General features: G+C 62.6%; 23 protein-coding genes and 2 tRNA genes. 16 read left to right on the forward strand and 9 right to left on the reverse strand.

Features of this window, described 5'->3' with window-relative positions; genetic code table 11:
- The first annotated feature begins 196 nt into the window (after nucleotides 1-196).
- The 3 genes from GLR48_RS16840 (at nucleotide 197) to GLR48_RS16850 (ending at nucleotide 3,227) form a co-directional block, all read left to right on the forward strand.
- Nucleotides 197-718, forward strand: coding sequence for a hypothetical protein (locus tag GLR48_RS16840; RefSeq protein ID WP_237063117.1), 522 nt, complete (start codon nucleotides 197-199; stop codon nucleotides 716-718).
- Between the two features lie 662 nt (nucleotides 719-1,380).
- Complete coding sequence (locus tag GLR48_RS16845) at nucleotides 1,381-2,436, forward strand: GSCFA domain-containing protein (RefSeq protein ID WP_237063119.1); 1,056 nt, start codon at nucleotides 1,381-1,383, stop codon at nucleotides 2,434-2,436.
- Nucleotides 2,433-3,227, forward strand: coding sequence for a hypothetical protein (locus GLR48_RS16850; protein WP_237063120.1), 795 nt, complete (start codon nucleotides 2,433-2,435; stop codon nucleotides 3,225-3,227). The genes GLR48_RS16845 and GLR48_RS16850 overlap by 4 nt, the downstream gene beginning before the upstream one ends.
- A gap of 460 nt (nucleotides 3,228-3,687) precedes the next feature.
- Here the strand turns inward: GLR48_RS16850 and GLR48_RS16855 are convergent.
- Nucleotides 3,688-3,777: transfer RNA gene (locus GLR48_RS16855), tRNA-Ser, on the reverse strand.
- Nucleotides 3,778-3,996: 219 nt separating this feature from the next.
- On the opposite strand from GLR48_RS16855, the gene GLR48_RS16860 reads away from it, so the two are divergent.
- The 7 genes from GLR48_RS16860 (at nucleotide 3,997) to GLR48_RS16890 (ending at nucleotide 10,430) form a co-directional block, all read left to right on the forward strand.
- Nucleotides 3,997-4,899 (forward strand): SPOR domain-containing protein, encoded by a 903-nt coding sequence (locus GLR48_RS16860; RefSeq protein ID WP_442915812.1) that lies wholly within the window; start codon nucleotides 3,997-3,999, stop codon nucleotides 4,897-4,899.
- 24 nt (nucleotides 4,900-4,923) lie between these two features.
- Nucleotides 4,924-6,135, forward strand: a complete 1,212-nt coding sequence (locus GLR48_RS16865; protein WP_442915813.1) for a D-alanyl-D-alanine carboxypeptidase family protein — start codon at nucleotides 4,924-4,926, stop codon at nucleotides 6,133-6,135.
- On the forward strand, nucleotides 6,132-6,743 hold the full coding sequence (gene tmk, locus GLR48_RS16870; RefSeq protein ID WP_237063121.1) for a dTMP kinase: 612 nt from the start codon (nucleotides 6,132-6,134) through the stop codon (nucleotides 6,741-6,743). The genes GLR48_RS16865 and tmk overlap by 4 nt, the downstream gene beginning before the upstream one ends.
- A complete protein-coding gene (locus GLR48_RS16875; protein WP_237063122.1) occupies nucleotides 6,740-7,852 on the forward strand; it encodes a DNA polymerase III subunit delta' in 1,113 nt (370 codons plus the stop codon). Before tmk ends, GLR48_RS16875 begins: the two co-directional genes overlap by 4 nt.
- Nucleotides 7,853-7,861: 9 nt before the next feature.
- Nucleotides 7,862-8,647, forward strand: coding sequence for a TatD family hydrolase (locus tag GLR48_RS16880; RefSeq protein WP_237063123.1), 786 nt, complete (start codon nucleotides 7,862-7,864; stop codon nucleotides 8,645-8,647).
- Nucleotides 8,644-9,438 carry an MBL fold metallo-hydrolase gene (locus GLR48_RS16885; protein WP_237063124.1) on the forward strand — a complete coding sequence of 265 codons (795 nt, stop codon included), beginning with the start codon at nucleotides 8,644-8,646 and terminating at the stop codon, nucleotides 9,436-9,438. Before GLR48_RS16880 ends, GLR48_RS16885 begins: the two co-directional genes overlap by 4 nt.
- A gap of 62 nt (nucleotides 9,439-9,500) precedes the next feature.
- Nucleotides 9,501-10,430, forward strand: coding sequence for an AEC family transporter (locus GLR48_RS16890; protein ID WP_237063125.1), 930 nt, complete (start codon nucleotides 9,501-9,503; stop codon nucleotides 10,428-10,430).
- A gap of 18 nt (nucleotides 10,431-10,448) precedes the next feature.
- Here GLR48_RS16890 and GLR48_RS16895 read toward each other — a convergent pair whose 3' ends face one another.
- From GLR48_RS16895 to GLR48_RS16920, 6 genes are all read right to left on the reverse strand, one after another.
- Nucleotides 10,449-11,678 carry an ABC transporter permease gene (locus tag GLR48_RS16895; RefSeq protein WP_237063127.1) on the reverse strand — a complete coding sequence of 410 codons (1,230 nt, stop codon included), beginning with the start codon at nucleotides 11,676-11,678 and terminating at the stop codon, nucleotides 10,449-10,451.
- A gap of 4 nt (nucleotides 11,679-11,682) precedes the next feature.
- Nucleotides 11,683-13,374, reverse strand: a complete 1,692-nt coding sequence (locus tag GLR48_RS16900; protein WP_237063129.1) for an ABC transporter permease — start codon at nucleotides 13,372-13,374, stop codon at nucleotides 11,683-11,685.
- Between the two features lies 1 nt (nucleotide 13,375).
- Nucleotides 13,376-13,663, reverse strand: a complete 288-nt coding sequence (locus tag GLR48_RS16905) for a DUF1330 domain-containing protein (protein WP_237063131.1) — start codon at nucleotides 13,661-13,663, stop codon at nucleotides 13,376-13,378.
- 79 nt (nucleotides 13,664-13,742) lie between these two features.
- Complete coding sequence (locus GLR48_RS16910; protein ID WP_237063133.1) at nucleotides 13,743-14,858, reverse strand: extracellular solute-binding protein; 1,116 nt, start codon at nucleotides 14,856-14,858, stop codon at nucleotides 13,743-13,745.
- 76 nt (nucleotides 14,859-14,934) lie between these two features.
- The gene (locus GLR48_RS16915; protein ID WP_442915845.1) at nucleotides 14,935-16,035 is read right to left on the reverse strand and encodes an ABC transporter ATP-binding protein; all 1,101 of its coding nucleotides are present in this window, start codon (nucleotides 16,033-16,035) and stop codon (nucleotides 14,935-14,937) included.
- Between the two features lie 631 nt (nucleotides 16,036-16,666).
- Nucleotides 16,667-16,753: transfer RNA gene (locus GLR48_RS16920), tRNA-Leu, on the reverse strand.
- A gap of 311 nt (nucleotides 16,754-17,064) precedes the next feature.
- Between GLR48_RS16920 and GLR48_RS16925 the strand changes: the two genes are divergently transcribed.
- The 4 genes from GLR48_RS16925 to ctaD all read left to right on the forward strand — a co-directional run bounded on the left by GLR48_RS16925 (nucleotide 17,065) and on the right by ctaD (nucleotide 21,339).
- Nucleotides 17,065-17,268, forward strand: a complete 204-nt coding sequence (locus GLR48_RS16925; RefSeq protein ID WP_237063137.1) for a hypothetical protein — start codon at nucleotides 17,065-17,067, stop codon at nucleotides 17,266-17,268.
- A 5-nt stretch (nucleotides 17,269-17,273) separates the two neighbouring features.
- Nucleotides 17,274-17,966: a lipoyl(octanoyl) transferase LipB gene (gene lipB / locus GLR48_RS16930; protein WP_237063139.1), complete on the forward strand. Its 693-nt coding sequence runs from the start codon at nucleotides 17,274-17,276 to the stop codon at nucleotides 17,964-17,966.
- A 207-nt stretch (nucleotides 17,967-18,173) separates the two neighbouring features.
- Nucleotides 18,174-19,367: a GAF domain-containing sensor histidine kinase gene (locus GLR48_RS16935; RefSeq protein WP_237063141.1), complete on the forward strand. Its 1,194-nt coding sequence runs from the start codon at nucleotides 18,174-18,176 to the stop codon at nucleotides 19,365-19,367.
- Nucleotides 19,368-19,665: 298 nt separating this feature from the next.
- Nucleotides 19,666-21,339 (forward strand): cytochrome c oxidase subunit I, encoded by a 1,674-nt coding sequence (gene ctaD, locus GLR48_RS16940; protein ID WP_237063143.1) that lies wholly within the window; start codon nucleotides 19,666-19,668, stop codon nucleotides 21,337-21,339.
- A 181-nt stretch (nucleotides 21,340-21,520) separates the two neighbouring features.
- Here the strand turns inward: ctaD and GLR48_RS16945 are convergent, their stop codons facing one another.
- Nucleotides 21,521-21,967, reverse strand: a complete 447-nt coding sequence (locus GLR48_RS16945) for a GNAT family N-acetyltransferase (RefSeq protein WP_237063144.1) — start codon at nucleotides 21,965-21,967, stop codon at nucleotides 21,521-21,523.
- 160 nt (nucleotides 21,968-22,127) lie between these two features.
- Between GLR48_RS16945 and GLR48_RS16950 the strand changes: the two genes are divergently transcribed.
- Nucleotides 22,128-22,616 (forward strand): DUF2244 domain-containing protein, encoded by a 489-nt coding sequence (locus GLR48_RS16950; protein ID WP_237063145.1) that lies wholly within the window; start codon nucleotides 22,128-22,130, stop codon nucleotides 22,614-22,616.
- Between the two features lie 171 nt (nucleotides 22,617-22,787).
- Here the strand turns inward: GLR48_RS16950 and GLR48_RS16955 are convergent, their stop codons facing one another.
- A complete protein-coding gene (locus GLR48_RS16955; RefSeq protein ID WP_237063146.1) occupies nucleotides 22,788-23,252 on the reverse strand; it encodes a GatB/YqeY domain-containing protein in 465 nt (154 codons plus the stop codon).
- Between the two features lie 184 nt (nucleotides 23,253-23,436).
- Here GLR48_RS16955 and carA point away from each other — a divergent pair, with 184 nt between their 5' ends.
- Nucleotides 23,437-24,600 (forward strand): glutamine-hydrolyzing carbamoyl-phosphate synthase small subunit, encoded by a 1,164-nt coding sequence (gene carA, locus GLR48_RS16960; RefSeq protein WP_237063147.1) that lies wholly within the window; start codon nucleotides 23,437-23,439, stop codon nucleotides 24,598-24,600.
- Nucleotides 24,601-24,666: the final 66 nt, after the last annotated feature.

A 24,666-nucleotide genomic window follows, 5' to 3' on the forward strand; every position in this document is an offset into this window, starting at 1 on the left:
CAGTCGACAAGCCAACGACGAGCGCAGGCGAACCGCCGAAGCCAAGCCCCTATGGCGAAAGCATCGCGGGCAAACCGGTCACATGGACGGGCCGCATCGTATCGTTGGCCGCGTGGCGCGACCTGACAGAATGGGAACGACACGGACCAAACGGGCAGCACTGGAACGGCATCACAAAATCATGGGAACAGCCAAAATGAACAAAATCGCAAAGACCAGCAACACGCGCAGGATAGCACCAGTCATTTCCAAAGATGACAACGGCGTGTTGCAAGTAGGCGTGATTGACGATGATATGCTGAAAAATTTGTTCGGCATGAAAACGCGGGCAGCAGCAAATGGTGTCCTGCTGACTGGCATGGGAAGCCTTGGAAATCGCGGCGGCGAATACCACAATATGCTGACCAATATGGCTATTGAGATGGAACCGAAAGACGCTGTGGAAGCGCTATTGGTCAGTCAGATGACAGCGACAAACGCAGCGTTGTCATGGGCGATGCAACAGATGGTGGACGCCCATCACCTGCAACGTGTCGAAGCGTTTGACCGCATCGCCAACAAGCTGGCACGGACGTTCACGACGCAGGTTGAAGCGCTCAAGAAATACCGTGCCAAGGCGCAACAGATTGTCAGGGTGGAGCGCGTGGACGTGCGCGAAGGTGGTCAGGCTATCGTCGGCGACGTGACGCATCACGGGGGGCCTACGGATGAAAAGTAACGCTAACCCCATGCACCCGGTGGAAAGGCTGCAAAATGCACCGCGTTGCAGTGCGCATTCAAAGCGTAGCGGCAAGCAATGCAAAGCCCCGGCTGTGCGAGGCTGGAAGGTTTGTAGGATGCACGGTGCTGGGGGCGGTGCGCCGACAGGGGTTGAAAACGGTCAGTACAGGCACGGCGGACGCACGAACGATATTGAGAGGTTGCGGAATCAAGCCGGTGGTTTCCGCCGTCTCGTTCGTGACATGCTGTCGAATGATTGATTGACCCGCCCAGTGCTGCCCCTTCTATTGACCCGGTACAGCTTTAACCCCACGTTCCCCAAGTGGTTATCTGATTTTGCTATCATGACCGCATTATCTACCTTATAAAACATGGCGTTGATGGCTTCGAGAGACATGTTTCATAGTTCACCCATATGATGCGGGCTTGCAGTGGGCAGAGCGGGTTGGTTCAGCCTCTCGCACGCGGTTAGACTTTCGTGGATAACAGCTCACTTCGAACAGCTTGCCTTCTGGTGATGCCTGAGCGACCATGATGCCGAACGGCCTGCGGCTGGGGGAAGCTCAATTCAATTTGCATTGAAGTTTTGAGCGCTCACTTATAACCGGGTACCTGAAAAGCCTGTCTGTCATCAAAACTGTAGTCACTTGGAAAACGCCAATGCACCCTTACTCTGATCTCCCACCCTCTCGGTTTTGGCGAACTGGTGTCGCTGAAGAAAACCCTTTTTTCATTAACGATATTTACGAGAAAAAGTTCGCTTTAGAACCGAAAGAGAAAATTGCGACCGCAGGATCTTGTTTCGCTCAACATATATCCACACATCTAAAGAAAAATGGCTACAATGTATTAGATGTTGAGCCCGCACCGAACGGTCTAGCAGCGGAAAAACACCAGAGATACGGTTTTGGAGTGTATAGCGCCAGATACGGGAACATCTACACCATGAGACAGCTAAAACAGCTGGCAAGCGAGGTGGAGAATGAAAGCGGCGATTCCGGACAGCGCGTTTGGTCTGGTCCTAGTGGCTATGTTGACGCTCTTCGACCAAATGTTGAACCGAAAGGGCTTTCCTCGGCCGAAACAGTTTTGCTTCACAGAAAGGAACATCTTGAAAAGGTAAAAATTCTTTTTGAAACAATGGATGTTTTCGTATTCACAATGGGTCTGACCGAAGCTTGGGAGCACAAAAGAAGCGGCATCGTTTACCCAACTGCACCTGGTACCATTGCAGGTAGTTACGAGGAAGATAGTTATAGATTTGTAAACTATAGCTTCGAGGAAATAGTTTCTGATTTCAGAGATTTTTGCGAAGTACTTAATCGAATTAGGGAGCAACGCCCTTTCAAGGTAATCCTAACGGTCTCTCCTGTACCTCTGGCTGCAACTGCCGAGGAAAGGCACGTGCTTCAATCCACAGTATATTCCAAATCTGTTCTGCGGGCAGCTGCTGGGCGCCTGTATGATACGTTTGACTTTGTGGACTATTTCCCGTCGTACGAAATTGTATTGAATCCCAAGTTTAATTCGGTCGCATTCCGTGAAAACATGAGAGACGTGCGCCCAGAGATTGTAAATGTTGTGATGAACCACTTTTTCTCTCAGCACTTACCTTTGCATGTTAATCTAGCAAATGTAACGTCAGAACTAAATGGTGCGGAAAAAATGACTGAAGTTGTGTGTGAAGAGGCGCTACTGGAGGCCTTTGCGAAATGAAGACAAATGTTTTGGTGGTTGGCGACTCTAACGTGGGCGCAATCAAAGCAGGGTTTGAGAGAGTTCTCTCCAATGAACATAAAGCCGATAGACTGTGCGTAAAGTACTTAGCGTGTGCTGGGCCTAATTTTGGGAAACTGGATATTTCTGGCTCATTATTGACCTTTCCCGAAGAAGTTTCTAACCATATTTGGTTTAGTTGGGGCGCTGCGCCGGGGCCAAATATTCTTGATTTTGACGTAATTATCTTTGCTTCTGGAAAGTCAGTACTGGACCCCCGAAACTTTATTTGTGGAAAATGGCTAAATAATCTGTCGTATGAGTTAATTAGTGACATTGTTCGCAGCGTGCCATCTAGCGTCATACTTTTTTCAAAGATTCTCGCATGCTGTGATGAAAGAGAGTTAATCTTTGTCGGGGCACCTCCACTTTGTGAGCAACAATCACCATTCTTAAACGGAGGGGTAAAGGGCTGTGAGAAAGAATATCTTAACGTTTTATCTCAGGAAATTCGCAGCTTTGTGCAACTTTCAAATGGGGAGAAAAGCTTTAAAACCCTACTGCCTCCCAAAGATGTTTTGAGTGATGACGGTATGCACACTAGGCTTGAAATGGTGCGGGCTGGTCTGCGTTTTGACGGTCGCACAGAGCGCAAGCCGGAGGATCCTGATTATGGTGATTTAACTCACGGGAACGTCGCGTATGGAGAAAGCATTGTTCGATCATTACTTTCAATTATAGACAAGCCATTATCTTCACCAGCTGCCGCGAACTTTGCCCACGGAAAATGAGCCCTTCACGCAATTTTTCATACCAATCTTAGCAGAGCCGCGTGAGTTCTTGTTATGAGGCGAGTGCTGCGTCGGTCTTAAGTAAGGCCTGATCCATCCAGCACATTTATTTTGTAGTGAGAAGGGCACTTCCAGCTGTTTCGTAACTTCAGATTCTGAAGGTTTTTGCAGCAAAAGCCTGGAATTATGGATAGAGGCCACGAGGCCTGTTTGGCCTGAGCGGCGTGCGCATGAGCTCTCTGCAGTGCGCTGCAGTGCGAAAACATCTTCCTTTGCGCATCATTGAAGACAAACTGAAAGGCCTGTGCCAGCGTACTCTGACACCGTGGCTTAACTACTTTCGCAAGCCGAGACCGTGAGCTTCCATCACCTTCCGCAAATTTGCGGGGGAAGAAATGGGGGAAGAGATTTTAGGATTTGATATTAAATCAAACAATATCAATGCGTTCCCAGTAGGTCATGGCGGAGGCTCAGGGATTCGAACCCTGGGAGGGCTCACACCCTCGCCGGTTTTCAAGACCGGTGCAATCGACCACTCTGCCAAGCCTCCGACCCGCGCCTGATACTGCGGTCGTGGCGGCGCGTAAAGCGGCTTCACGCTTTGGCGAAAACAGTCCGCTGTGGCCGGGGCGGTCTTTCAAATGCGGCACTCAGGCGCTAGTGTCCCGCGAAAGGCGGCAGGCCGGTGGCCTGGCCGTGTAGCACGGTGTCGCACAGCAAGGACCGTGTCAAACGGTGGCGCGAGACCCAGAATGGACGAGGGCGAGCGATGGCAGACGGATTGGAGCAGGCTTTTCACCAGATCACCCGGCACGGGGGGCCGTCCGTGCGCCTCGGCTGGCGGCGTGCGACCTGTGCCGTCGCGGTGCTGTCGCTGGCTGCCCTGGCCGGCTGCGACAAGATGCCGAAGATGGGCGGCAGCGGCGCTGCGGATGCCGTGTCCGCCGACGGCATGGCCCTGGCCGAGCGTGATGTCGAAGCGCCGGAAGTCTTCTCCCTGACCGAAGCGGGTCTGTGGGACGGTCGCCCGTCGCTGGGCGGCGTCTGGGTCGCGCACCCCACCGTGACCGACCCCGAACGGGTCATCATCCGCAATACCGCCAACGGCAAATTCGTCATCGGCGCGCTGTTCCGGCGCGAGCTGGATAACCCCGGCCCCGCGCTGCAGATCTCCTCTGACGCGGCAGAAGCGTTGGGCGTTCTGGCCGGATCGCCCGCGACACTGAGCGTGATCGCCCTGCGGCGCGAAGAGGCGCCGGCCTCCGACGCTACCGCGATCACCGACTTTAACGCGCCAGAGGTCATCGCGGCCACACCGCTCGACCCCGCCCCGACCGACCTTGCCGCAACCGATACGACCATGCCAGAGGTGGCACCGGTCGCCACCGCCCTGCCCGCCGCCGCACCAGCGGCCCCTGCACCGGCCCCGACCTCCGGCCTGGAAAAGCCATTCATCCAGATCGGCATCTTCAGCATCGAGGCGAACGCCAATGAGACTGCCGACCGCCTGCGCGCCGATGGGCTCTCGGCCAGCGTGCTGGCGCAGAACAGCCAGGGCAAATCCTTCTGGCGGGTCGTCGTCGGCCCTGCGCCGACCGCCGCCGACCGCACGGCTGTGCTGGACAAGATCAAGGCGCTGGGCTTTCCCGATGCCTACGCCGTCACGAACTAGGACCCCTGCCCCGGAGCTTTTGCCATGCGTGTCATGATCCGCCCCCTTCTGGCCCTGCTGCTGTGCCTGACTGCCGGCACAGCGGGGGCGCAGGCCTTCAACACCAAGGCGCGCGCCGCCTATGTGCTGGACGAGACGACCGGCACCGTGCTGCTGGACAAGAATGCAGACCAGCCGCTGCCGCCCGCCTCCATGTCAAAGCTGATGACGATCTACATGGCCTTCGAGGCGATCGCCGACGGCCGCCTGCGCATCGATGAAGAACTGCCCGTCTCGGCCCATGCGGCGAGCTATGACGGGTCCAGCATGTTTCTGGATACCACCGACCGGGTCAAGGTCGAGGATCTGCTGCGCGGCGTCATCGTGCTGTCCGGCAACGACGCCGCCGTCGTGCTGGCAGAGGCGCTGTCGCCCGACGGCACAGAGGCCGGCTTTGCACGGATGATGACCGACCGGGCCAAGCAGATGGGCATGAACAATTCCACGTTCCTCAACGCGAACGGCTGGCCCGCACCCGGTCACGTGATGTCGATGCGCGATCTGGGCACGCTGGCCGATCACCTGATCACCGATTTCCCGACCTTCTACCCGATCTTCTCGGAACAGGAATTCCTGTTCGACGGGCGCGTGCCGTCTAACACCCAGAACCGCAACCCGATCCTCAGCCTTGGCATCGGCGCCGACGGGTTGAAAACCGGCCATACCGCAGAGGCGGGATACGGCCTCGTCGGCTCTGCCAAGCAGGACGGGCGGCGCATCATCTTCGTGCTGTCCGGCATGGACAGCACCGCAGAGCGGCGTGAAGAGGCCGAAAAGATCGTTAACTGGGCCTTCCGCCAGTTCGCGCAAAAGGACGTGGCCAAGGCCGGCACCCGCATCGCGGATGCGCCGGTCTGGATGGGCGACAAACCGCAGGTCGGCCTGACTGTGGGCAGCGACCTGTCGCTGCTGATCCCGGTCCTGCAACAGGACAACATTCCCGCCAATATCGTCTACGACAGCCCGATTCAGGCCCCGATCACCGCCGGAGAGCAGTTGGGAGAGCTGGTCATCAGCCTCGACGGGATGCCCGAAAAGCGCGTGCCGCTGGTCGCCGACCGCGACGTGCCGCGCGGTGGCTTCATGCCCCGGATGCGGACCGCCGCACAGGTGATCATGGGCAAGATCACCGATGCGACTGCAGACGATGCCACCCCCGCCGAGGCCGACACCGACGCGGCAGCACCGCCCGCATGACGCAGCCTGCGCGGTTCATCTCGTTCGAGGGGATCGACGGGTCCGGCAAATCGACTCAGGCGCGTCTGCTGGCAGACCATCTGCGCGGCAGCGGCGAACGGGTCGTTCTGACCCGCGAACCCGGCGGCAGCCCCGGTGCCGAAGAGATTCGTGCCCTGCTGCTGACCGGCGACACCGACCGGTGGAGCGCGCAGACCGAGATCCTGCTGTTCACCGCTGCCCGCCGCGATCACCTCGAAAAGACCGTGCAACCGGCCCTCGACGCCGGACAGACGGTGATCTCTGACCGCTTTGCCGACAGCACCCGCGTCTATCAGGGTGCCACCCGCGGCGATCTGCGCCACGCCGTCGACCAGTTGCATGCGCTGATGATCGGGCGTGAACCCGACCTCACTTTCATCATCGACATGGACCCCGCCTTGGCCCTGCGCCGCGGCCTCGCGCGCAGCAGCGGAGAGGACCGGTTCGAGGAGATGGGCCTGCAGTTTCAGGAAACCCTGCGCCATGGCTTCCTGACCCTCGCGCGCGACAACACAGACCGCTGCATCGTGATCGACGGCAACCGCGACGCCGCCGCCGTCGCCTCTGAAATCCGGGCGCACCTGTGACCGAGGTGGCCGAACCCGACCGTATCGCCGGCGCGCCGCACCCGCGCGATACGGCGCAGCTTTACGGTCAGGACGCCGCCGTCACCGATTTCCTCGACGCATGGAACGCAGGCCGCATGCACTCCGGCTGGCTGATCACCGGCCCGCGCGGCGTCGGCAAGGCGACGCTGGCGTGGAAGATCGCCACCTTCCTGCTGGCCGACCGCCCGGCCGAGGGTGGATTGTTCGGCGACCCGCCCCCGGTCACGTCCCTGACCATCGATGCGGAAAACCCCGACGCCCGCCTGATCCAGTCCGGCGCCCACCCGCGTCTTTACGTCGTGCGCAGGCCCACCGACGACAAGACCGGCGTGCTGAAATCCGAAATCACCGTCGACGCCGTGCGCGGCATGCGCGATTTCTTCCACATGAGCGCGACCGACGGCGGACGCCGCGTCGTGATCGTCGATGCCGCCGATGAATTGAACCGCTCCGCCGCCAACGCGATCCTCAAGGAACTGGAAGAACCCCCCGCCCGCACCTCCCTGCTCCTGATCGCCCACCAGCCCTCGCGCCTGCTGCCGACGATCCGCTCGCGCTGTCGCGTGCTGCGCTGCGCGCCCCTCTCTGCCGCGGACCTCGGCGCCGCCCTGACGCAGGCGGGGCTGGAAACGGAGGCGACCGAAGCCCTCGCCACCCTCTCGGACGGGTCCGCCGGCGACGCGGTGCGCCTGCTGACGCAGGACGGCTTGCAGCTTTACGCGCAACTGATCGGCCTGATGACGACCCTGCCGCATCTGGACCGCAACGCCACGATCAAGCTGGCCGAAAGCTGTGCCGGCCGCGCCAACGACACCCGTTTCGCGCTGGTCCTTGACCTGATCGACCGCTTCCTCGCCCGCACCGCCCGCGCTGGCCTGTTGGGCGAACCGACATCGCAAGGCGCCACGGGCGAGGCGCGCCTGCTATCGCGCATCTCGCCCCACGACCAGGCCGCCCGCGCCTGGGCCGATCTGCAACAGCGCGCCTCGGCGCGGGCGCGGCACGGACGGGCGGTCAACCTTGACCCTGCGGCGCTGATCCTCGATATGGTACTCAGCATCGAACAGACGGCGCTCGCCACTGCCTAAGGCTTATCCATGACCCCTCCCGCCCTTGTCGACGCCCACTGCCATCTGGATTTCCCGGATTTCGACGACGAACGCGACGCGGTCATCGACCGTGCCCGCGCCGCCGGCGTCACCCGCATGGTCACGATCTGCACGAAACTGCCCAACGCGCCCCGCGTCGCCGCCATCGCCGACGCCCACGACGGCGTCTTCTGGGCTGCCGGTGTCCACCCGATGAGCGTGGGTGACCACGCCCCCGTCACGGTCGAGGACCTCGTCACGCTGGCACAACATCCGAAATTCGTGGGCATCGGTGAAACCGGCCTCGACTACCACTACACCGCCGAGACGAAGACGCAGCAGCAGGACAGCCTGCGCCTGCATATCGAGGCGTGTCGCCAGACCAAACTGCCGCTGATCATCCACGCCCGCGACGCCGATGACGACATGGCCCGCATCCTGACAGAAGAGCATGCCGCAGGCCCCTACACCTGCATGATGCACTGCTTCTCCTCCTCCCGCGCCCTGGCAGAGGCCGCCTTGGCGCTCGACTTCTACCTTTCCATGTCCGGCATCTCTGCCTTTCCAAAGTCTACCGACCTGCGCGCCATCTTCGCCGACGCCCCCCTCGACCGGATCCTCGTGGAAACCGACAGCCCCTACCTCGCACCGCCCCCTCACCGGGGCCGGCGCAACGAACCTGCCTTCACCGCCCACACAGCGCAGGTCGGCGCCGACACCTTCGGGTTGTCCCTCGACGATTTCGCAAAAGCCACCTCCGCCAATTTCGACCGCCTGTTCTGGCGGGCCGCATGACGCATCGCTTTACCATCCTCGGCTGCGGATCGTCCGGCGGTGTGCCGCGCCTCGGCGGCCAGTGGGGCGACTGCGACCCAGCGAACCCCAAGAACGCCCGCCGCCGCTGTTCCCTGCTGGTCGAACGCGACGGCCCCGACGGCACGACCCGCGTGCTGATCGACACATCGCCTGATCTGCGCGCGCAACTGCTCGACGCGAACATCGGCACCCTCGATGCGGTCGTCTACACCCACCCACACGCGGACCACGTCCACGGCATCGACGACCTGCGCATGATCGTCTTCAACATGCGCAAACGCCTCGACATCTGGGCCGACGCCCCCACGGCCGAGGCGCTCCGCGACCGCTTTGCCTATGCCTTCGAGACGCCCCCCGGCTCGGCCTACCCGCCGATCTGCGACCTGCGGCCGATTCGCGGCGACGTCATCGTGAACGGCCCCGGCGGCCAGATCGTCCTGACCCCGTTCGAGGTCGTCCACGGCACCATCCCGGCCTTGGGCTTTCGCATCGCCGACGTGGCCTACCTTCCGGACGTCTCCGACATCCCGGCGGCATCCTGGACCCACCTCCACGACCTCGACATCTGGATCGTCGATGCCCTGCGCCGCACACCCCACCCCAGCCACAGCCACCTGTCCCAGACCCTTGAATGGATCGCCCGCGCAGCCCCCCGTCAGGCCGTGTTGACGAACATGCACATCGACCTCGACTACGCGACCTTGTGCAACGAACTCCCCGACAGCGTCATTCCCGCCTACGACGGTCTGACCCTGACGCGCTCCGCCTGATCCTTCATTTGGCAAGTTAAACGCCCGCCGGAGGCATCCCGGCCCCTCCCAAGGAACCTGCCATGGGCAATCTGATCGACGTCATCCTGCCGGTCTTCCTCGTGATCGGCTTCGGCTATGTCGCGGTCTGGAAGGGGCTTTTCACCGACAGCGGCGTCGACGGGCTGATGCGCTTCACCCAGACCTTTGCGATCCCCTGCCTGCTGTTCCGCGCCATCAGCGGCCTCGATCTGGGACAGAACTTCGATCTGGCGCTGCTCGCCACCTTCTACACCGGTGCCACAATCTGCTTTTTCGTCGGCATGATCGGCGCGCGGGTGCTGTTCAAGCGCGACTGGCAGGACAGCGTCGCCATCGGCTTCTGCGCGCTCTTTTCCAACACGCTGCTGCTGGGCCTACCGATCACGGAACGTGCCTACGGCACCGATGCGCTGCGCTACAACTACGCGATCATCGCGATCCACTCGCCCTTCGGCTACCTGCTGGGGATTACGGCGATGGAGATTGCACGCAACACCGGCAATTCCGCCCGCGCCTTGCCCGCCAAGGTGCTGAAGGCGATGTTTCAGAACGGGCTGATCATCGGCATCACGCTGGGCCTGATCGTCAACCTGACCGGCCTGCCCCTGCCCGGCGTCTTCACCGACGCCATCGACCTGATGGTGCGCGCCGCCCTGCCCGCCGCCCTCTTCGGATTGGGCGGAGTGCTGTTCCGCTACCGCCCCGCGGGCGACATGCGGGCGATCCTCTTCGTCGTGGCCATCAGCCTCGTGCTGCATCCTGCCATCGTCTGGGTGATGTCGGGCGTCGCAGGCCTCAGCGTGCCTGAACTGCGGTCCGCCATTCTGACCTCGGCCATGGCACCGGGGGTGAACGCCTATGTCTTCGCCAACATGTACGGCCGGGCCCGCCGCGTGGCGGCCAGCGCAGTGCTGATCGCCACGGGGGTCTCGATCCTGACGGTCTGGGGCTGGCTTGCCGTGCTGCCCTGACGGGCCCAAACCAGACGGTCAGCCCGGCGACATGCCCCGCAGCCGCTCTGACCGGCGGCGCAGCAGTTCCACGACCGTCAGCAGCGCGATGGACACAACGACAAGGATCGTCGCCACCGCAAGGATCGTCGGGCTGATCTGCTCGCGCAGACCAGTGAACATCTGCCAAGGCAGCGTCTTCTGGGCAGCCGCCCCGACGAACAGCACCACGACAACCTCGTCAAAGGACGTGATGAAGGCGAAGAGGCCGCCAGAAATGACCCCCGGCAGGATCAGCGGCATCTGCACCTTGAAGAAGGTCGTCACCGGGTTTGCACCCATGTTCGCCGCCGCCCGCGTCAGCGACTGGTCAAAGCTGACCAGCGTTGCCGTCACGGTGATGATGACGAATGGCACACCCAGCGCCGCGTGGGCCAGAATGACCTTGATATACCCGCTCAGCGATTTCGAGATGCCGAGGTAGTTCTCCATGAACAGGCCCAGCTGGCTGTAGAAAAAGAACATGCCCGTCGCCGAAATGATCAGCGGCACGATCATCGGAGAGATCAGCACCGCCATGATCGCGCGCCGTCCGGGCACATGGGACTGCGACAGTCCGATCGCCGCCAGCGTGCCGAGCGACACCGAGATGAACGTGGCAAAGGGCGCAATGATCAGCGAATTTTTCAGCGGTTGCAGCCAGGCATCGTTGGTAAAGAAATCGGCGTAATGCTTTAGGCTGTATCCGGCCGGGTCCAGCGCCAGCATCTCCGGCGTGAAGGTAAAGAAGTTCTGCGCGTTAAACGACAGCGGGATGATCGTGATGATCGGGGCGATGAGGAAGAAAAAGATCGCACCGCAGATAAACTTGAAGCTGTTGTGCCACAGCACCTGCCCGGTCGAGGCATAGGGCGGCACGCCGCGCCGGTAGTCGCCCGTGTCCAGCCAGTAGATCGACCAGCCCAGCAGGGCGCCCAGGATCAGACCGCCCAAAGCGCCGGGAAATCCGCCGGCAAAGAACCCCAGCGCCACGCAGACCGCAATCGCGACCCAGCGCCCGGTCTTGCGCGGCAGGAACCGCGTCAGCACAAAGGCCAGCACCGCAGCGATGACCGCGCCGAAGATTGCCCCTTCCAGAGGACCAAGGCCCGCGGCCTGCCCACCGATGAACCCCAGTAGGGCGCCGAAGATGGCGACCAGCGGCAGGGTAAAGGTGATGAAGGGGTGCAGGGGCTTGCCCTTTTCGGGGTTGAAGGCAACGGATGACATGGCTTCAGCCTCCCAGCTTGACGTTATCGATACCGACGATGCGGTCGTAGGCCCAGTAGAACGCCATGACGATGACCAGCAGGATCGCGCCCAATGCGGCCGCCAGGCCCCAGTTCAGCGAGGTCGAGATGTGATAGGCGATCCGGTTCGAGATGAAGACACCCTTGGTGCCACCCACGATTTCCGGGGTGATGTAATAGCCGATGGCAAGGATGAACACGAGGATCGACCCCGCGCCGATGCCCGGCACGCTTTGCGGAAAATAGACCCGCCAGAACGCTGTCCAGTTCGTCGCACCCAGCGACTTTGCCGCGCGCAGATAACTGGGCGGGATCGTCTTCATCACCGAATACAGCGGCAGGATCATGAACGGCAGCAGGATGTGGGTCATGGCGATGACCGTGCCGGTCGCGTTGTTGATCAGCGCCAGCCGGTTCCCGTCAGAGACAAAGCCGATCCAGACCAGCAGGTCGTTGATCACCCCCTGATCCTGCAGCAGCACCTTCCAGGCGGAGGTCCGCACAAGCAACGAGGTCCAGAACGGAAGCAGCACGAGGATCATCAGCAGGTTCGCCTGACGGCTGGGCAGGTTCGCCAACAGCCAGCCGATCGGATAACCCAGCAGGATGCAGGCCACGGTGATCGCCGTCGACATGATTAGCGTGCGCACGAACAGCGTGATATAGACCCGCTCGTTCTCTGGCCGCCATGCAACGCCATCGGGTGTCAGTTGCAGATCGGCGGCATTCAGGAAATAGCCAGTGGTGTAGGGCGCGGAATAGGTCTGGATCGTGCGCCAGACCTCGCGGTCCGCCCAGTCCTTGTCCATGTCGACAAAGGCCGCCTGCAGGTCGGTCGTCTGGAAATTCGGCACCGCAGCCTGTGCGGCGGTCAGAAGTGCGGCCTGCGGAAAATCCGCCGGGATCTGCGCGCCGTCGCGCAGGTCTTCGTACAGGGCAAGGTAGACGCTGTTCCACGGCTGCTCTTCCGCCGGGTTGTCATCATCCTCTACCTGAACTACGCGCGCGAAGTCCCTGTAAATGCTCGCAGTCTGCGGCAGAGCCTCGCCCGATCCGTCCTTCAGGCGGAACGTCGGGCGGCGGCCTTCGCCGTCGTATTCCGCGTTTGCCTCGACCCAGCGGGGACCGGCGAAGATGTCGATGAAGGTCTGCGGGTCTTCCCATGCGGGGTCCAGTGCCACGAACTGATCGGTGTAGCCTTCGCCGATGTCATCCACGCCGCGCCCGCTCTTGCGGAACAGGGACGAGATGCCGGAGACTTCGTAATTCAGGCGCGATCCAAGCCGCGTGTGGTTCTTTTCCTCGACCGCGACCATCATGTCCTTGGTCAGCGCGGAAAAGACCGCAGGGCCCGGCACGTCGGTTTCGTCCGCGTTCCAGTCGGCCAGCACGCGGACCGTCCGCGGCAGCGTGTCGCCGACGATTTGGTTCTCGACGGACCGGAACAGCATTTCGCCGATGGGGTAGATGAAGGTCACGACGATGAACAGCAGCAGCGGTGCGATCAGCATCAGCGCACGACGCTTCTGCCGGCGCAGGGCGCGGTTCAGCGATGTCTTCAGCGGCGTCCCGTCGGCGGCCAGCATCGGACCATCCTGTTCGGAATTGCCGATCTTCAGTCCGGTATCCGGCGTCACGCCGGTCAGGTTGTCGGGTCCGTGGGTGGCATCGCTCATCTCACACTCCTTCGACAAGGATCATGGTGCTGATCGCACAGCGGCGGCGGATCTCGGCGACCTCCTGATAGGCAGGGTCGTTGTAGGCGGCTTTCGCGGCCTCGTAGCTTTCGAATTCGATGATGACATGGCGGCCCATGTCCTCGCCTTCCGGCGTCTCTGACGCGCCACCGCGCACGATGAAATTGGCGCCGTGGGATTGCAGGATCGGCGTGTCGCGGCGGATGTATTCCGGATATCCCTCCGGGTCCGTCACCTTGATATGGCCGATGATATAACCTTTTGGCATCGCGCGTATCCCGTCCCTGTCGTCGTTTCTTATGTGCGGGGCGGGCCGTGATGGCCCGCCCCAGTCTCAGATCAGGCGATTACTGCGCCAGCCACGCCTGGAACTTGGCGTCCAGATCGTCGCGGTAGTCGGACCAGAAGCCGTAGTTCGTCACGAAGACGTTCTTGGCGTTGGCCGGATCGGTCGGCATGTGCTCTGCCATGGGAATACCCAGCTCGGCATGGGTGCTGACCAGCGGTGCAGAGGACGCACGGGCCGGACCGTAGGCGATGTAGGCCGCCTGATCGGCCAGACGCTGGGTGTCGGTCGCGAACTTCAGGAAGTCCATGACGCGGGCCAGACGGTCCTCGGGCAGACCATCGGGAACGACCCAACCGTCAAAGTCCAGCATTTCCGCATCCCAGAGCATGCCGATCGGCTGGTCCTGTTCGGCGATCGCGCTGAACAGACGACCGTTGTAGGTCGACCCCATGACGACTTCGCCATCGGCCAGCAGCTGCGGGGTTTCCGCGCCGGCGGTCCACCAGACGACATCTTTCTTGATGGTGTCCAGCTTGGCAAACGCCTGCGCCTGACCTTCGTCGGTCGCCAGCACGTCGTAGATCTCGTCCTTCGGCACGCCGTCACACAGCAGCGCCCATTCCATGTTCGCCAGCGGGCGACGGTTCAGCGACCGCTTGCCGGGATACTTCTCTTCGTCGAAGATCGCGCAGATATCAGAGGGCGGCGTGTCGCCGACCATGTCCGTGCGGTAACCCACGGTGGTCGAGAAAACGATCTGCGGGATGAAGCAGTCGGATACGAGGCTGTCGCCGAAGTCGTCCGTCGGGGTCGCGCCATCGTCGCCGGGGGCGAGCGCCTCGTCCACGTCGATCTCCATCGCCAGACCTTCGTCGCACAGACGGATGCCGTCAGCGGCTTCGACGTCGACCAGGTCCCAGGTGATGTTGTTGGCTTCGTTCATGGCGCGCAGCTTGGCCACGGCCTCAGCCGAGGATTCGTCCCAGACCACGTTCACTTCGGGGTGCATCGCCACGTAGGGCTCGACATAGGCCTTCAGCTGACTGTTCTGGTAGGCGCCGCCCCAGGACACGATGGTCATGTCGTTGGACATCGTGGTGTGGGCTTCGGCGAACACACCGGTGGCGGCCAGCGTCAGGGCCGTCGTCGCAGCAAGTGTTGTCTTCAAAGTCATTCTAAAACTCCCGTTAGGTTACCCGGTCTTAATATTATCGGGCAAGGCCGCCGGGCGCGGCCTGCCCTGTCTCGCATCAGGCGTCCAGCGCGCGGCAATCCCGCGGCAGCCAGCCGATGTCGATGGTAGAGCCCGGTGTCAGTTTCACCTGATCGGGCGAATTGCGTGTCTTGATGATGAAGTTGTCGATGCCGGCGACCCGCAGCCGCGTGCGGAAAATGTCGCCCATGTAGATGAACTCCAGCACTTCGGCCTTCAGCGTGTGGGCATTGGGGCCCAGCTTGCTCGTGTCCACCTCGACCCGTTCCGGCCGGATGCTGACCTTGGTGCGCTCGCCCACCTTCGTCACGTTCACCGGCACCGCGTCGATCGTCTCTCCGCTGTCCAGTTTCACGACGCAGGCGTCACCCTTGATTTCCGCAACAACGCCTTCCAACGTGTTGTTTTCACCGATGAATTGCGCAACGAAGCTGTTCTGCGGCTCTTCGTACAACTGGCTTGGCGTGGCCAACTGCTGAATGCGGCCATTCTCGAAGACGGCGACGCGGTCGGACATCGTCAGCGCTTCGGTCTGGTCGTGGGTCACGTAAACGACGGTGATCCCCAGCTTGTGCGCCAGATCCGTGATCTCGAACTGCAGCGTCTCGCGCAGCTGCTTGTCCAGCGCGCCCAGCGGTTCGTCCATCAAAACCAGTTCCGGCTCGAACACCAGCGCGCGGGCCAGTGCGATCCGCTGTTGCTGACCGCCCGACAGTTGCGACGGACGACGGCCCGCGAAACTGCCCATCTGCACCATGTCGAGGGCGCGCTTCACCTTCTGCTGCTGTACGTCCTTGGACATCTTGCGGACCTGCAGCGGAAACGCGAGGTTTTCGGCCACGGTCATGTGCGGAAACAGCGCGTAGTTCTGGAACACCATGCCGATGCCCCGCTTGTGCGGCGGGATATCGTTGATCGGTTTGCCCTTGAGGCGGATGTCGCCGTGGGTCGCGGTCTCGAACCCGGCCAGCATCATCAGGCAGGTCGTCTTGCCGGACCCCGATGGCCCGAGCATGGTCAGGAACTCGCCCTTCGGCATCGACAGGTTGAGATCCTTGACGACCAGATTTTCGCCGTCATAGCTTTTCTGAACGCGGTCAAATTCCACGAAAGCGTCGTCGCCTTGCGCCACGCCAATCTCCCCGTTGTGTCCGGCGGGTTATCCCGCACTCTTCAGGTGCGAAATAAAGCAACCGACCGCCCATTATGCAACCGGATTCCCGGGGAACGTCAAAAACCAAGGGATTGCAGGGGATTGTCCTGCATATGACAGCTTTTGCGGGTCAACTGACCGCATATCCGCCTGTCAAAGTGGCGCAGCCGTGATCGCGCCCAGATGGCGCGGCAGCGTTTTCTTGGCGGCGACGAGACGCGCGCGGGTGCTGATGGCGGCCTCTGCCCCCCTTTGCCCGGTCGCGAAACAGGTCCAGCAGTTTCGGCACCTGCAGCAGCGCCAAAGCCGGGCGCCCAAGATCACAGCTCTCGCTCGGGCGACCGTTGGACCAGATGGCCTGCGGGGCCTCGCATATCAGGTGAATGCAGGTAACACCCGCACCCGACCGCCCTGCATTCGGGCCAGATGTGGGAACCATGGGTTGCGCATCCTGATGCACCCGGCGGCTCCCGCCAGTCATCGCGGAAGGGCGTCAGCGGTCCCGACCCCTGTCAGAAAGGATGCACAGACTTTGAAGAGAGGTGCTTCAACAGCATTTCTTGCGGCAAATCCAAGGATTTGACCGTCAAAACGCACGCGAATTCATGGAAAAGCCTGGTGCGGTCGGGGGGACTCGAACCCCCACTCCGGTTAAAGAACAGCGACCTCAACGCTGCGCGTCTACCAATTCCGCCACGACCGCAAGCCAAGGCATGGGCCGCTTGCTAGCCAAAGTGCAAAGCCGCATCAAGCCCCAATCGTGCGTGCCCTGCGCTTTGCGCCACGCGGCGGGACGGTCAGACGCGGTGCACCTGTCAGGGGGGTCATCCTTCGCCTTGGCAGGGCGCATGGAATTGCCTATCCCTGCCCCATGCGCAGGCCTCGCCCCAGTCCGGTGATCTTGGACTGCGGCGCGTCTCTGCTGGATCGCCGTCCTGTCGCCGGACGCGGCCCCCCGCTGGCGATCTGGGCCAAGGATCACTATGTCGACATCCGCACTTCCAAGGGGACGAAATGAGACTGCTGCGCCTGCCCGACGCGATCAAAAAGACCGGCGACACACCGGGCTTTCCGGTTCACTGCCCGCAGTTGACAGCCGTGACCACCGCCCGCCGCAGCGGCCACCGCGCGATCCCGACATTGACGCACGGCACCGACATCCCCGTCAGCCACCGCAACATCCCCGACATCCGAAAGGCCGGGCTGCTGCCCGCGTGAATCCAATGGTCGCATGGCTCACCTCTGACGCCCCCGTCCCCTACCCGCAGGCGCTCGCCTTCATGGAAGCGCGCGCGAAAGGTATCGCAGCGGGAGAGGCGGAGGAGCTGATCTGGCTGCTGGAACACCCAGCCCTTTACACCGCCGGCACCTCGGCCCGGGTCGAGGATCTGGTCGATCCCGACCGGTTTCCGGTCTTCGACGCGCGCCGTGGCGGGCAGTACACCTATCATGGCCCCGGCCAGCGGATCGCCTACGTCATGCTCGACGTGGGCAAGCGCGGCCGCGACGTGCGCCGGTTCGTGCAGGATCTGGAACACTGGATCATCGCCGCCCTCGACCGCTTCAACGTGACCGGAGAGATCAGGCCCGGCCGCGTCGGCGTCTGGGTCGCCCGCCCCGACAAGCCGCTGGCCCCGGACGGCAGCGTGCAAGAGGACAAGATCGCAGCCCTCGGCATCCGGCTGCACAAGTGGGTCAGCTTTCATGGCCTGTCGATCAATGTGGAACCCGACCTGACCCATTTCGACGGGATCGTCCCCTGCGGCATCCGCGACCACGGCGTCACCAGCCTCGTCGATCTGGGTCTGCCGGTCACGATGGACGATCTGGACGTGGCCCTGCGCCAGACCTTTGCCGCGATCTTTTCCGACACACCCGGCACCGCAGGCCCTGCCGCTGCCCAAACCGTGCCCTGACCGGCCAAGGGCCACCCCCCGCAGGCCCCTTACGCCACGCTGATCCACGCAAAGGATCACGACGCCGTCACCCTTGTTTCAGGGCCCGGTCGATGCAGTTAGCACTCTGGATTATTTGTGTTAGACGTTGGTCATCATATGACTGACGACGTTCCGAAATTCAAAAGCGCTTTTTCAAGTCAGCATTTTCCAGACAGACGAGTAACAATGAACAGGTCGCACGACTTTCAGGACGATATCGATGCGATCGGACGGTGCAAATCCGTCCCGACGCTGCTGGAAACCGTCAACCTCGCAACCGGGATGGGATTCGCCGCCGTCGCACGGGTCACAGCCTCGCGCTGGATCACCTGCCGCGCCATCGACCACATTTCCTTTGGGCTCACACCCGGCGACGAGCTGGATGTGGAAAGCACCCTGTGCCACGAAGTCCGGCAATATGACCGCGAAATCGTCATCGACGATGTTCAGGACGATCCGCTTTACGTCAATCACCACTGCCCGTCGCGCTACGGCTTCCGCAGCTATATCTCGGTGCCGATCCGTCGTGCGGATGGGTCCTTCTTCGGCACGCTCTGCGCCATCGACCCCGCACCGCACAAACTCAAGGACGACCGCGTCCTTGCGATGTTCCGGCTCTTCGCCAAGCTGATCGGCGAAAGCCTCGATGCCGAAGAGGCATTGTTGCAAAGCAAGCAGGACGTGACGCACGAACGCACGCTGGCCGGCGTGCAAGAGCAGTTCATCGCGATTCTGGCGCATGACCTGCGCAACCCGGTCAGCGCCCTGACCGCCGGTCTGCGCATGATCGAACGGGGCGACCTCGACAGCCGGGCCAAGCACCTCGTCGACCTGATGCGCGGCTCCGTCAATCGCATGGGCCTGTTGATCGAGAACCTGCTGGATCAGGCCCGCAACCGAAGAGGAGAGGGCATCGTGATCGAGCGGACGCTGACGCCCGATCTGAACGCCGCCCTCAGCCAGATCGTCGCCGAACTTCAGGCGGTGTCTCCGGATCAGGAGATCAGGTGCGACATCGACCTCGCAGTCCCGGTCTACTGCGACGCGCCCCGCGTCTCGCAACTCTTTTCGAACCTGCTGGCGAACGCCATCACCCATGGCGCGCAGGATACGCCGATCCACGTCACGGCCCGCGCGGCGGCAGGGGCATTCACCCTGTCCGTCGCCAACGCCGGCACCCGGATTGCAGACGAGATGTTGCAAGGCCTTTTCATGCCCTACGAACGGGGCGGCGACCGTCCCAGCCGCGAGGGGCTGGGTCTGGGCCTTTTCATCGCGTCAGAGATCGCAAAGGGCCACGACGGCACGCTGGACGTCGACTCTGGCGATGTGCAAACCGTCTTTACCTTCCAGATGCCGAACGTCGCAGCCCCGGTCTAGACCGGGCGATCCCGGCGCAGGCGGGGTCTGACGTGACAATGCGGCGTCACCGGCACCGTTGATTGCGATCTGATCCACCCTGCCTGTCCGACGGGGCGCGCAGCCCTTTGCACCCGCACCGCGCGATCCGGCGCGGCACGGACCGCAAGGCATCCCCTGCGCCAATTTATCCCAGCCCATAAAGCCCTTTGAATGTTGCGATGGGGCCGATGACCCACTAGAACGAGCGGAATGCAGAACGCCGGGACAGTGACTCGCGCGCACTGCTCGTCCGTAGCCAAACCCGAGGGAGAGCCACATGGCAGACGCCGCCATCCACGGCCATGACCATCACGACGAGCGGGGATTTTTCACCCGCTGGTTCATGTCCACCAACCACAAGGACATCGGTGTCCTGTATCTGTTCACCGCAGGCCTTGTCGGCTTCATCTCGGTGGCCCTGACCGTCTTCATGCGGGTCGAGCTGATGGAACCCGGCGTCCAGCACATGTGCATGGAAGGCGCGCGCATCTTCACCGATGCAGCGTCCCCCTGCACGCCCAACGGGCACCTCTGGAACGTGCTGATCACCTACCACGGCATCCTGATGATGTTCTTCGTGGTCATCCCGGCCCTGTTCGGCGGCTTCGGCAACTACTTCATGCCGCTGCAGATCGGCGCCCCGGACATGGCGTTCCCACGGATGAACAACCTGTCCTACTGGATGTATGTGGCCGGCACCGCGCTGGGCGTCGCGTCCATGCTCGCCCCCGGTGGCGGTGGTCAGGCCGGTTCCGGCGTGGGCTGGGTCATGTACCCGCCGCTCTCCACGTCCGAAGGCGGCATGTCCATGGACCTCGCGATCTTCGCCGTCCACCTCTCGGGTGCCTCTTCGATCCTGGGTGCGATCAACATGATCACGACCTTCCTGAACATGCGCGCGCCTGGCATGACCATGCACAAGGTGCCGCTCTTCGCCTGGTCGATCTTCGTAACCGCATGGCTGATCCTGCTGGCGCTGCCGGTTCTGGCCGGTGCCATCACCATGCTGCTGATGGACCGCAACTTCGGCACCACCTTCTTCCAGCCCGAAGGTGGCGGCGACCCGATCCTCTACCAGCACATCCTGTGGTTCTTCGGTCACCCCGAGGTCTACATCATCATCATCCCCGGCTTCGGCATCATCAGCCACGTCATCGCGACGTTCAGCAAGAAGCCGATCTTCGGCTACCTGCCGATGGTCTATGCAATGGTCGCGATCGGTGTTCTGGGCTTCGTCGTCTGGGCGCACCACATGTACACGGTCGGTCTGTCGCTGACGCAGCAGTCCTACTTCATGATGGCGACGATGGTCATCGCGGTCCCCACGGGCGTCAAAATCTTTAGTTGGATCGCGACGATGTGGGGTGGCTCGGTAGAGTTCAAGACCCCGATGCTCTGGGCGATGGGCTTCTTGTTTCTGTTCACCGTCGGTGGCGTCACCGGCATCGTGCTCAGCCAAGCCGGCATCGACCGCGTCTATCACGACACCTACTACGTCGTGGCGCACTTCCACTACGTGATGTCCCTGGGTGCCGTCTTCGCGATCTTCGCAGGCATCTACTTCTACCTGCCCAAGATGTCGGGCCGCATGTATCCCGAATGGGCCGGCAAGGTCCACTTCTGGGCCATGTTCATCGGCGCGAACATCACCTTCTTCCCGCAGCACTTCCTTGGTCGTCAGGGCATGCCCCGTCGCTACATCGACTACCCGGAAGCCTTCGCCACTTGGAACTACGTCTCGTCGCTGGGGGCCTTCCTGTCCTTCGCCTCGTTCCTGTTCTTCATCGGCGTGCTGTTCTGGACCCTGTTCCGTGGTGCAAAAGTCACCGTGAACAACCCCTGGAACGAATGGGCCGACACACTGGAATGGACCCTGCCCTGCCCGCCGCCCGAGCATACGTTCGAGCAGCTTCCCAAGCGGAGCGACTGGGACAAGGGCCACGCCCACTAAATCCCGCCACACAACGAAAAAGGCACCGGAGCGATCCGGGGCCTTTTTTCATGGCTTCGGCGTTGTAATCGCGCCAGCGCTTCACCCGCCGACACTCCGACGCCTCAGCTTCGGCGCACCACGCACCACAAAAGTCTGAAGACCCCGTTGCCGCATCGCCCGTTTTCCCCGCGGATAAGGGTCACAGCTTGATGTCGTAGGTCACCCAATGCGTCCGCGCCGCGACCCGGTCATAGACCCCGCGCGCACGGTAGTTATCCTCGGCCGTGATCCAGCGGATCACCGTCCATCCCCGCGCCATGCCGATCCCGCGCAGCGCCGCGATCAGCTCATCCGCCGCCCCGCTACCCCGCACGTCAGGGTCAACGAAGAGGTCATCCAGAAACCCGCCCGTGCTGGCCGACAGGGGCCGCGCAAAGGCGCGGTAATGCGCCAGACCGATCACCGTGCCATCCGCGGCACAGGCCACCAGCCCTTCGGTTGCGTGACCCGCATCCATCAGCCAGCCCCAGACCCTGTCCCGCATCACCGCCGTCTGGTCGACGCGGTAAAAGGCGGCATAGCCTGCATAAAGCTTGTCCCACACCCCCCGGTCGGCAGCCGTCACAGCCCGAATTGTCACCGTCATTTCCAACCTCCCTGTACGCGCACATCGCATCCATGACACGTCCGCCGTCACCTGACCAAGAAAAATCCCACCGGAGGCATCCTGACCCTCGCAAAGCCGCACCGCCACCGCGACCAAGCGGCACAGTTGCCAGCCGCAACCGTCCTGCTAAAACAGCCTCATGCCCTACGAATGGTCCCCAGAACCCCCACACGCCGACCCGGACTGGAGCCTCGCGCTCTGGCCCTACCGGTCCTTGCTGCGGCGCGATTTCGTGCTGTTCATGGGGGCTACGGCGGCCATCATCCTGCTGCCCTTGCTGACCGTGCTGGGCTCGGTCGTGCTCTGGGCGCTGCTGCCGTTCTTCGCCGCGATGTTTGGCGGTCTCTGGTACGCGCTGAACGTCAGCTACCGGCGCGGCGAGGTCCTGGAGGAGCTGCGCGTCACCGCTGACACCGCCTATCTGGTGCGCCACAATCCCAAGGGGCCACGGCAGGACTGGCGCGCGAACCGCTACTGGGTCAGCGTTCATCTGCACCCCAAGGGCGGCCCTGTCGAAAACTACATCACCCTGCGGGGCGGCGACCGCGAGGTCGAGATCGGCGCCTTCCTCGACGCCGCCGAACGCCTCGCCCTCTACGACGACCTCAAGCGCGCCCTGCGCGGCTGACGGTGACACACAGCCTTCGACATCAGGCCAGCGATGCCCTGTGACGGATCCAGTGACGGGCCGTCCCAGCCCGCGCGAACCTGCAGACCTTCTTCTGGTCGCAAATACTTCGGGGTCCGGGGCAGCGCCCCGAAAAGGGGTGGGCGGGCGGGCCCGTCCACCCCGTCACAATCAGCCCAGACGGTCCTTGACCATCGGCCCGACCCGGCCAAAGTCCATCTGCCCGGTGTATTTGTCCTTCAGCACGGCCATGACGCGGCCCATGTCACGAATGCTGTCGGCCCCGGTCTCGGCGATCGCTGCATCGACGGCGGCGGCAGTTTCGTCGGCGTCCAGCTGGCGCGGCAGGAACTCCTCGACCACCTTGATCTCCGACAGCTCCTTTTCGGCCAACTCCAGACGGCCGCCCTCCTCGTAGGCGCGCGCGCTTTCCTGCCGCTGCTTGACCATGCGGCCCAGGATCGACAGCACTTCGGCACTGTCGACCACCGCCCCGTCTTCGGCGCCGGTGCCACGCAGGGCGATGTCACGGTCCTTGATCGCGGCGTTGATCAGCCGCAGGGTGGACAGACGATCCGCCTCGCGGGCCTTCATCGCATCCTTGAGTGCTGCGGAAAGTCGCTGTCGCACGTCCATGTCAGTGGTTCCATTCCTAAGATCGGCGCAACATAGGGCTGCGGTCCGGCCCTGACAAGCGCTGCCGACGCGGCGTCACGGCCCACCCCTTGACCCCGCCCCGCAGCCTGCGTAGGACAGGCCGAATTTGCGCGCCCGCGCCTGCCCGCGCCCGCCCGCCAGCGCCTGCCGAAGGGGACCCCGGATGACCATCACCGATACCGCGAAGCCCACTGCCTGCCTCGCCCTTGCGGACGGCACCGTGTTCTACGGCCGTGGCTTCGGCGCCACGGGCCAGACCACCGCGGAACTCTGCTTCAACACCGCGATGACCGGCTATCAGGAAATCATGACCGACCCCTCCTACGCGGGTCAGGTCGTCACCTTCACCTTCCCCCACATCGGCAACACCGGCGTCAACGCCGAGGATGACGAGACCGCCGATCCCGTCGCTGCGGGCATGATCGTGAAATGGGACCCGACCGAGGCGTCGAACTGGCGCGCCACCGAAGAGCTGACGACATGGCTCGCGCGCCGCGGCCGGATCGGCATGGGCGGCATCGACACCCGTCGCCTGACCCGCGCGATCCGCCAGCAGGGCGCACCCCACGTGGCCCTCGCCCACGATCCCGACGGCAACTTCGACATCGCGGCCCTCGTCGCCGCCGCGCGCGGCTTTGCGGGCCTCGTCGGTCTCGATCTGGCCAAGGACGTGACCTGCGCTCAAAGCTACCGCTGGAACGAGATGCGCTGGGCCTGGCCCGACGGCTACCCGATCCAGGGCGCGCCCAAGCACAAAGTCGTCGCCATCGACTACGGCGCCAAGCGCAACATCCTGCGCTGCCTCGCCTCTGCCGGCTGCGATGTGACGGTGCTGCCCGCATCGGCCACGGCCGAGGATGTGCTGGCCCTGAATCCCGACGGCGTCTTCCTGTCCAACGGTCCCGGCGATCCTGCGGCCACCGGCGTTTACGCCGTGCCGATGATCAAGGGTGTGCTGGAACGGGCCGATCTGCCGGTCTTCGGCATCTGCCTCGGTCACCAGATGCTGGCCCTCGCCTTGGGCGCGCAGACGATCAAGATGAACCACGGCCACCACGGCGCCAACCATCCGGTCAAGGACATGACCACTGGCAAGGTCGAGATCACGTCGATGAACCACGGCTTTACCGTCGACAGCCAGACCCTGCCGGCCGGGGTCACGGAAACCCACGTAAGCCTCTTCGACGGGTCGAACTGCGGGATCGCACTCGCGGACCGGCCGGTCTTCTCGGTCCAGTATCACCCCGAGGCAAGCCCCGGCCCGCAGGACAGCTACTACCTGTTCGAACGCTTTGCCGACGCCATGCAAGCCCGCAAGATGAACTGAGCCGGGACCGCCTTAACGACTTCTTAACCACCGTCTGCCCTTATGGGACCGCAACACAGGCGGACC

The sequence above is a fragment of the Loktanella sp. M215 genome (genome assembly GCF_021735925.1).
GTDB lineage: Bacteria > Pseudomonadota > Alphaproteobacteria > Rhodobacterales > Rhodobacteraceae > Loktanella.

Coding starts and splice junctions, on each gene's coding strand:
- GLR48_RS16845 (WP_237063119.1), top strand. CDS start 1,381: ATGCACCCTTACTCTGATCTCCCACCCTCTCGGTTTTGGCGAACTGGT.
- GLR48_RS16895 (WP_237063127.1), bottom strand. CDS start 11,678: ATGTCATCCGTTGCCTTCAACCCCGAAAAGGGCAAGCCCCTGCACCCC.
- GLR48_RS16950 (WP_237063145.1), top strand. CDS start 22,128: ATGCCCTACGAATGGTCCCCAGAACCCCCACACGCCGACCCGGACTGG.
- tmk (WP_237063121.1), top strand. CDS start 6,132: ATGACGCAGCCTGCGCGGTTCATCTCGTTCGAGGGGATCGACGGGTCC.
- GLR48_RS16885 (WP_237063124.1), top strand. CDS start 8,644: ATGACGCATCGCTTTACCATCCTCGGCTGCGGATCGTCCGGCGGTGTG.
- GLR48_RS16955 (WP_237063146.1), bottom strand. CDS start 23,252: ATGGACGTGCGACAGCGACTTTCCGCAGCACTCAAGGATGCGATGAAG.
- GLR48_RS16860 (WP_442915812.1), top strand. CDS start 3,997: ATGGCAGACGGATTGGAGCAGGCTTTTCACCAGATCACCCGGCACGGG.
- GLR48_RS16900 (WP_237063129.1), bottom strand. CDS start 13,374: ATGAGCGATGCCACCCACGGACCCGACAACCTGACCGGCGTGACGCCG.
- carA (WP_237063147.1), top strand. CDS start 23,437: ATGACCATCACCGATACCGCGAAGCCCACTGCCTGCCTCGCCCTTGCG.
- GLR48_RS16935 (WP_237063141.1), top strand. CDS start 18,174: ATGAACAGGTCGCACGACTTTCAGGACGATATCGATGCGATCGGACGG.
- GLR48_RS16910 (WP_237063133.1), bottom strand. CDS start 14,858: ATGACTTTGAAGACAACACTTGCTGCGACGACGGCCCTGACGCTGGCC.
- GLR48_RS16925 (WP_237063137.1), top strand. CDS start 17,065: ATGAGACTGCTGCGCCTGCCCGACGCGATCAAAAAGACCGGCGACACA.
- GLR48_RS16880 (WP_237063123.1), top strand. CDS start 7,862: ATGACCCCTCCCGCCCTTGTCGACGCCCACTGCCATCTGGATTTCCCG.
- GLR48_RS16905 (WP_237063131.1), bottom strand. CDS start 13,663: ATGCCAAAAGGTTATATCATCGGCCATATCAAGGTGACGGACCCGGAG.
- GLR48_RS16945 (WP_237063144.1), bottom strand. CDS start 21,967: ATGACGGTGACAATTCGGGCTGTGACGGCTGCCGACCGGGGGGTGTGG.
- GLR48_RS16850 (WP_237063120.1), top strand. CDS start 2,433: ATGAAGACAAATGTTTTGGTGGTTGGCGACTCTAACGTGGGCGCAATC.
- GLR48_RS16840 (WP_237063117.1), top strand. CDS start 197: ATGAACAAAATCGCAAAGACCAGCAACACGCGCAGGATAGCACCAGTC.
- GLR48_RS16865 (WP_442915813.1), top strand. CDS start 4,924: ATGCGTGTCATGATCCGCCCCCTTCTGGCCCTGCTGCTGTGCCTGACT.
- ctaD (WP_237063143.1), top strand. CDS start 19,666: ATGGCAGACGCCGCCATCCACGGCCATGACCATCACGACGAGCGGGGA.
- GLR48_RS16890 (WP_237063125.1), top strand. CDS start 9,501: ATGGGCAATCTGATCGACGTCATCCTGCCGGTCTTCCTCGTGATCGGC.
- lipB (WP_237063139.1), top strand. CDS start 17,274: ATGGTCGCATGGCTCACCTCTGACGCCCCCGTCCCCTACCCGCAGGCG.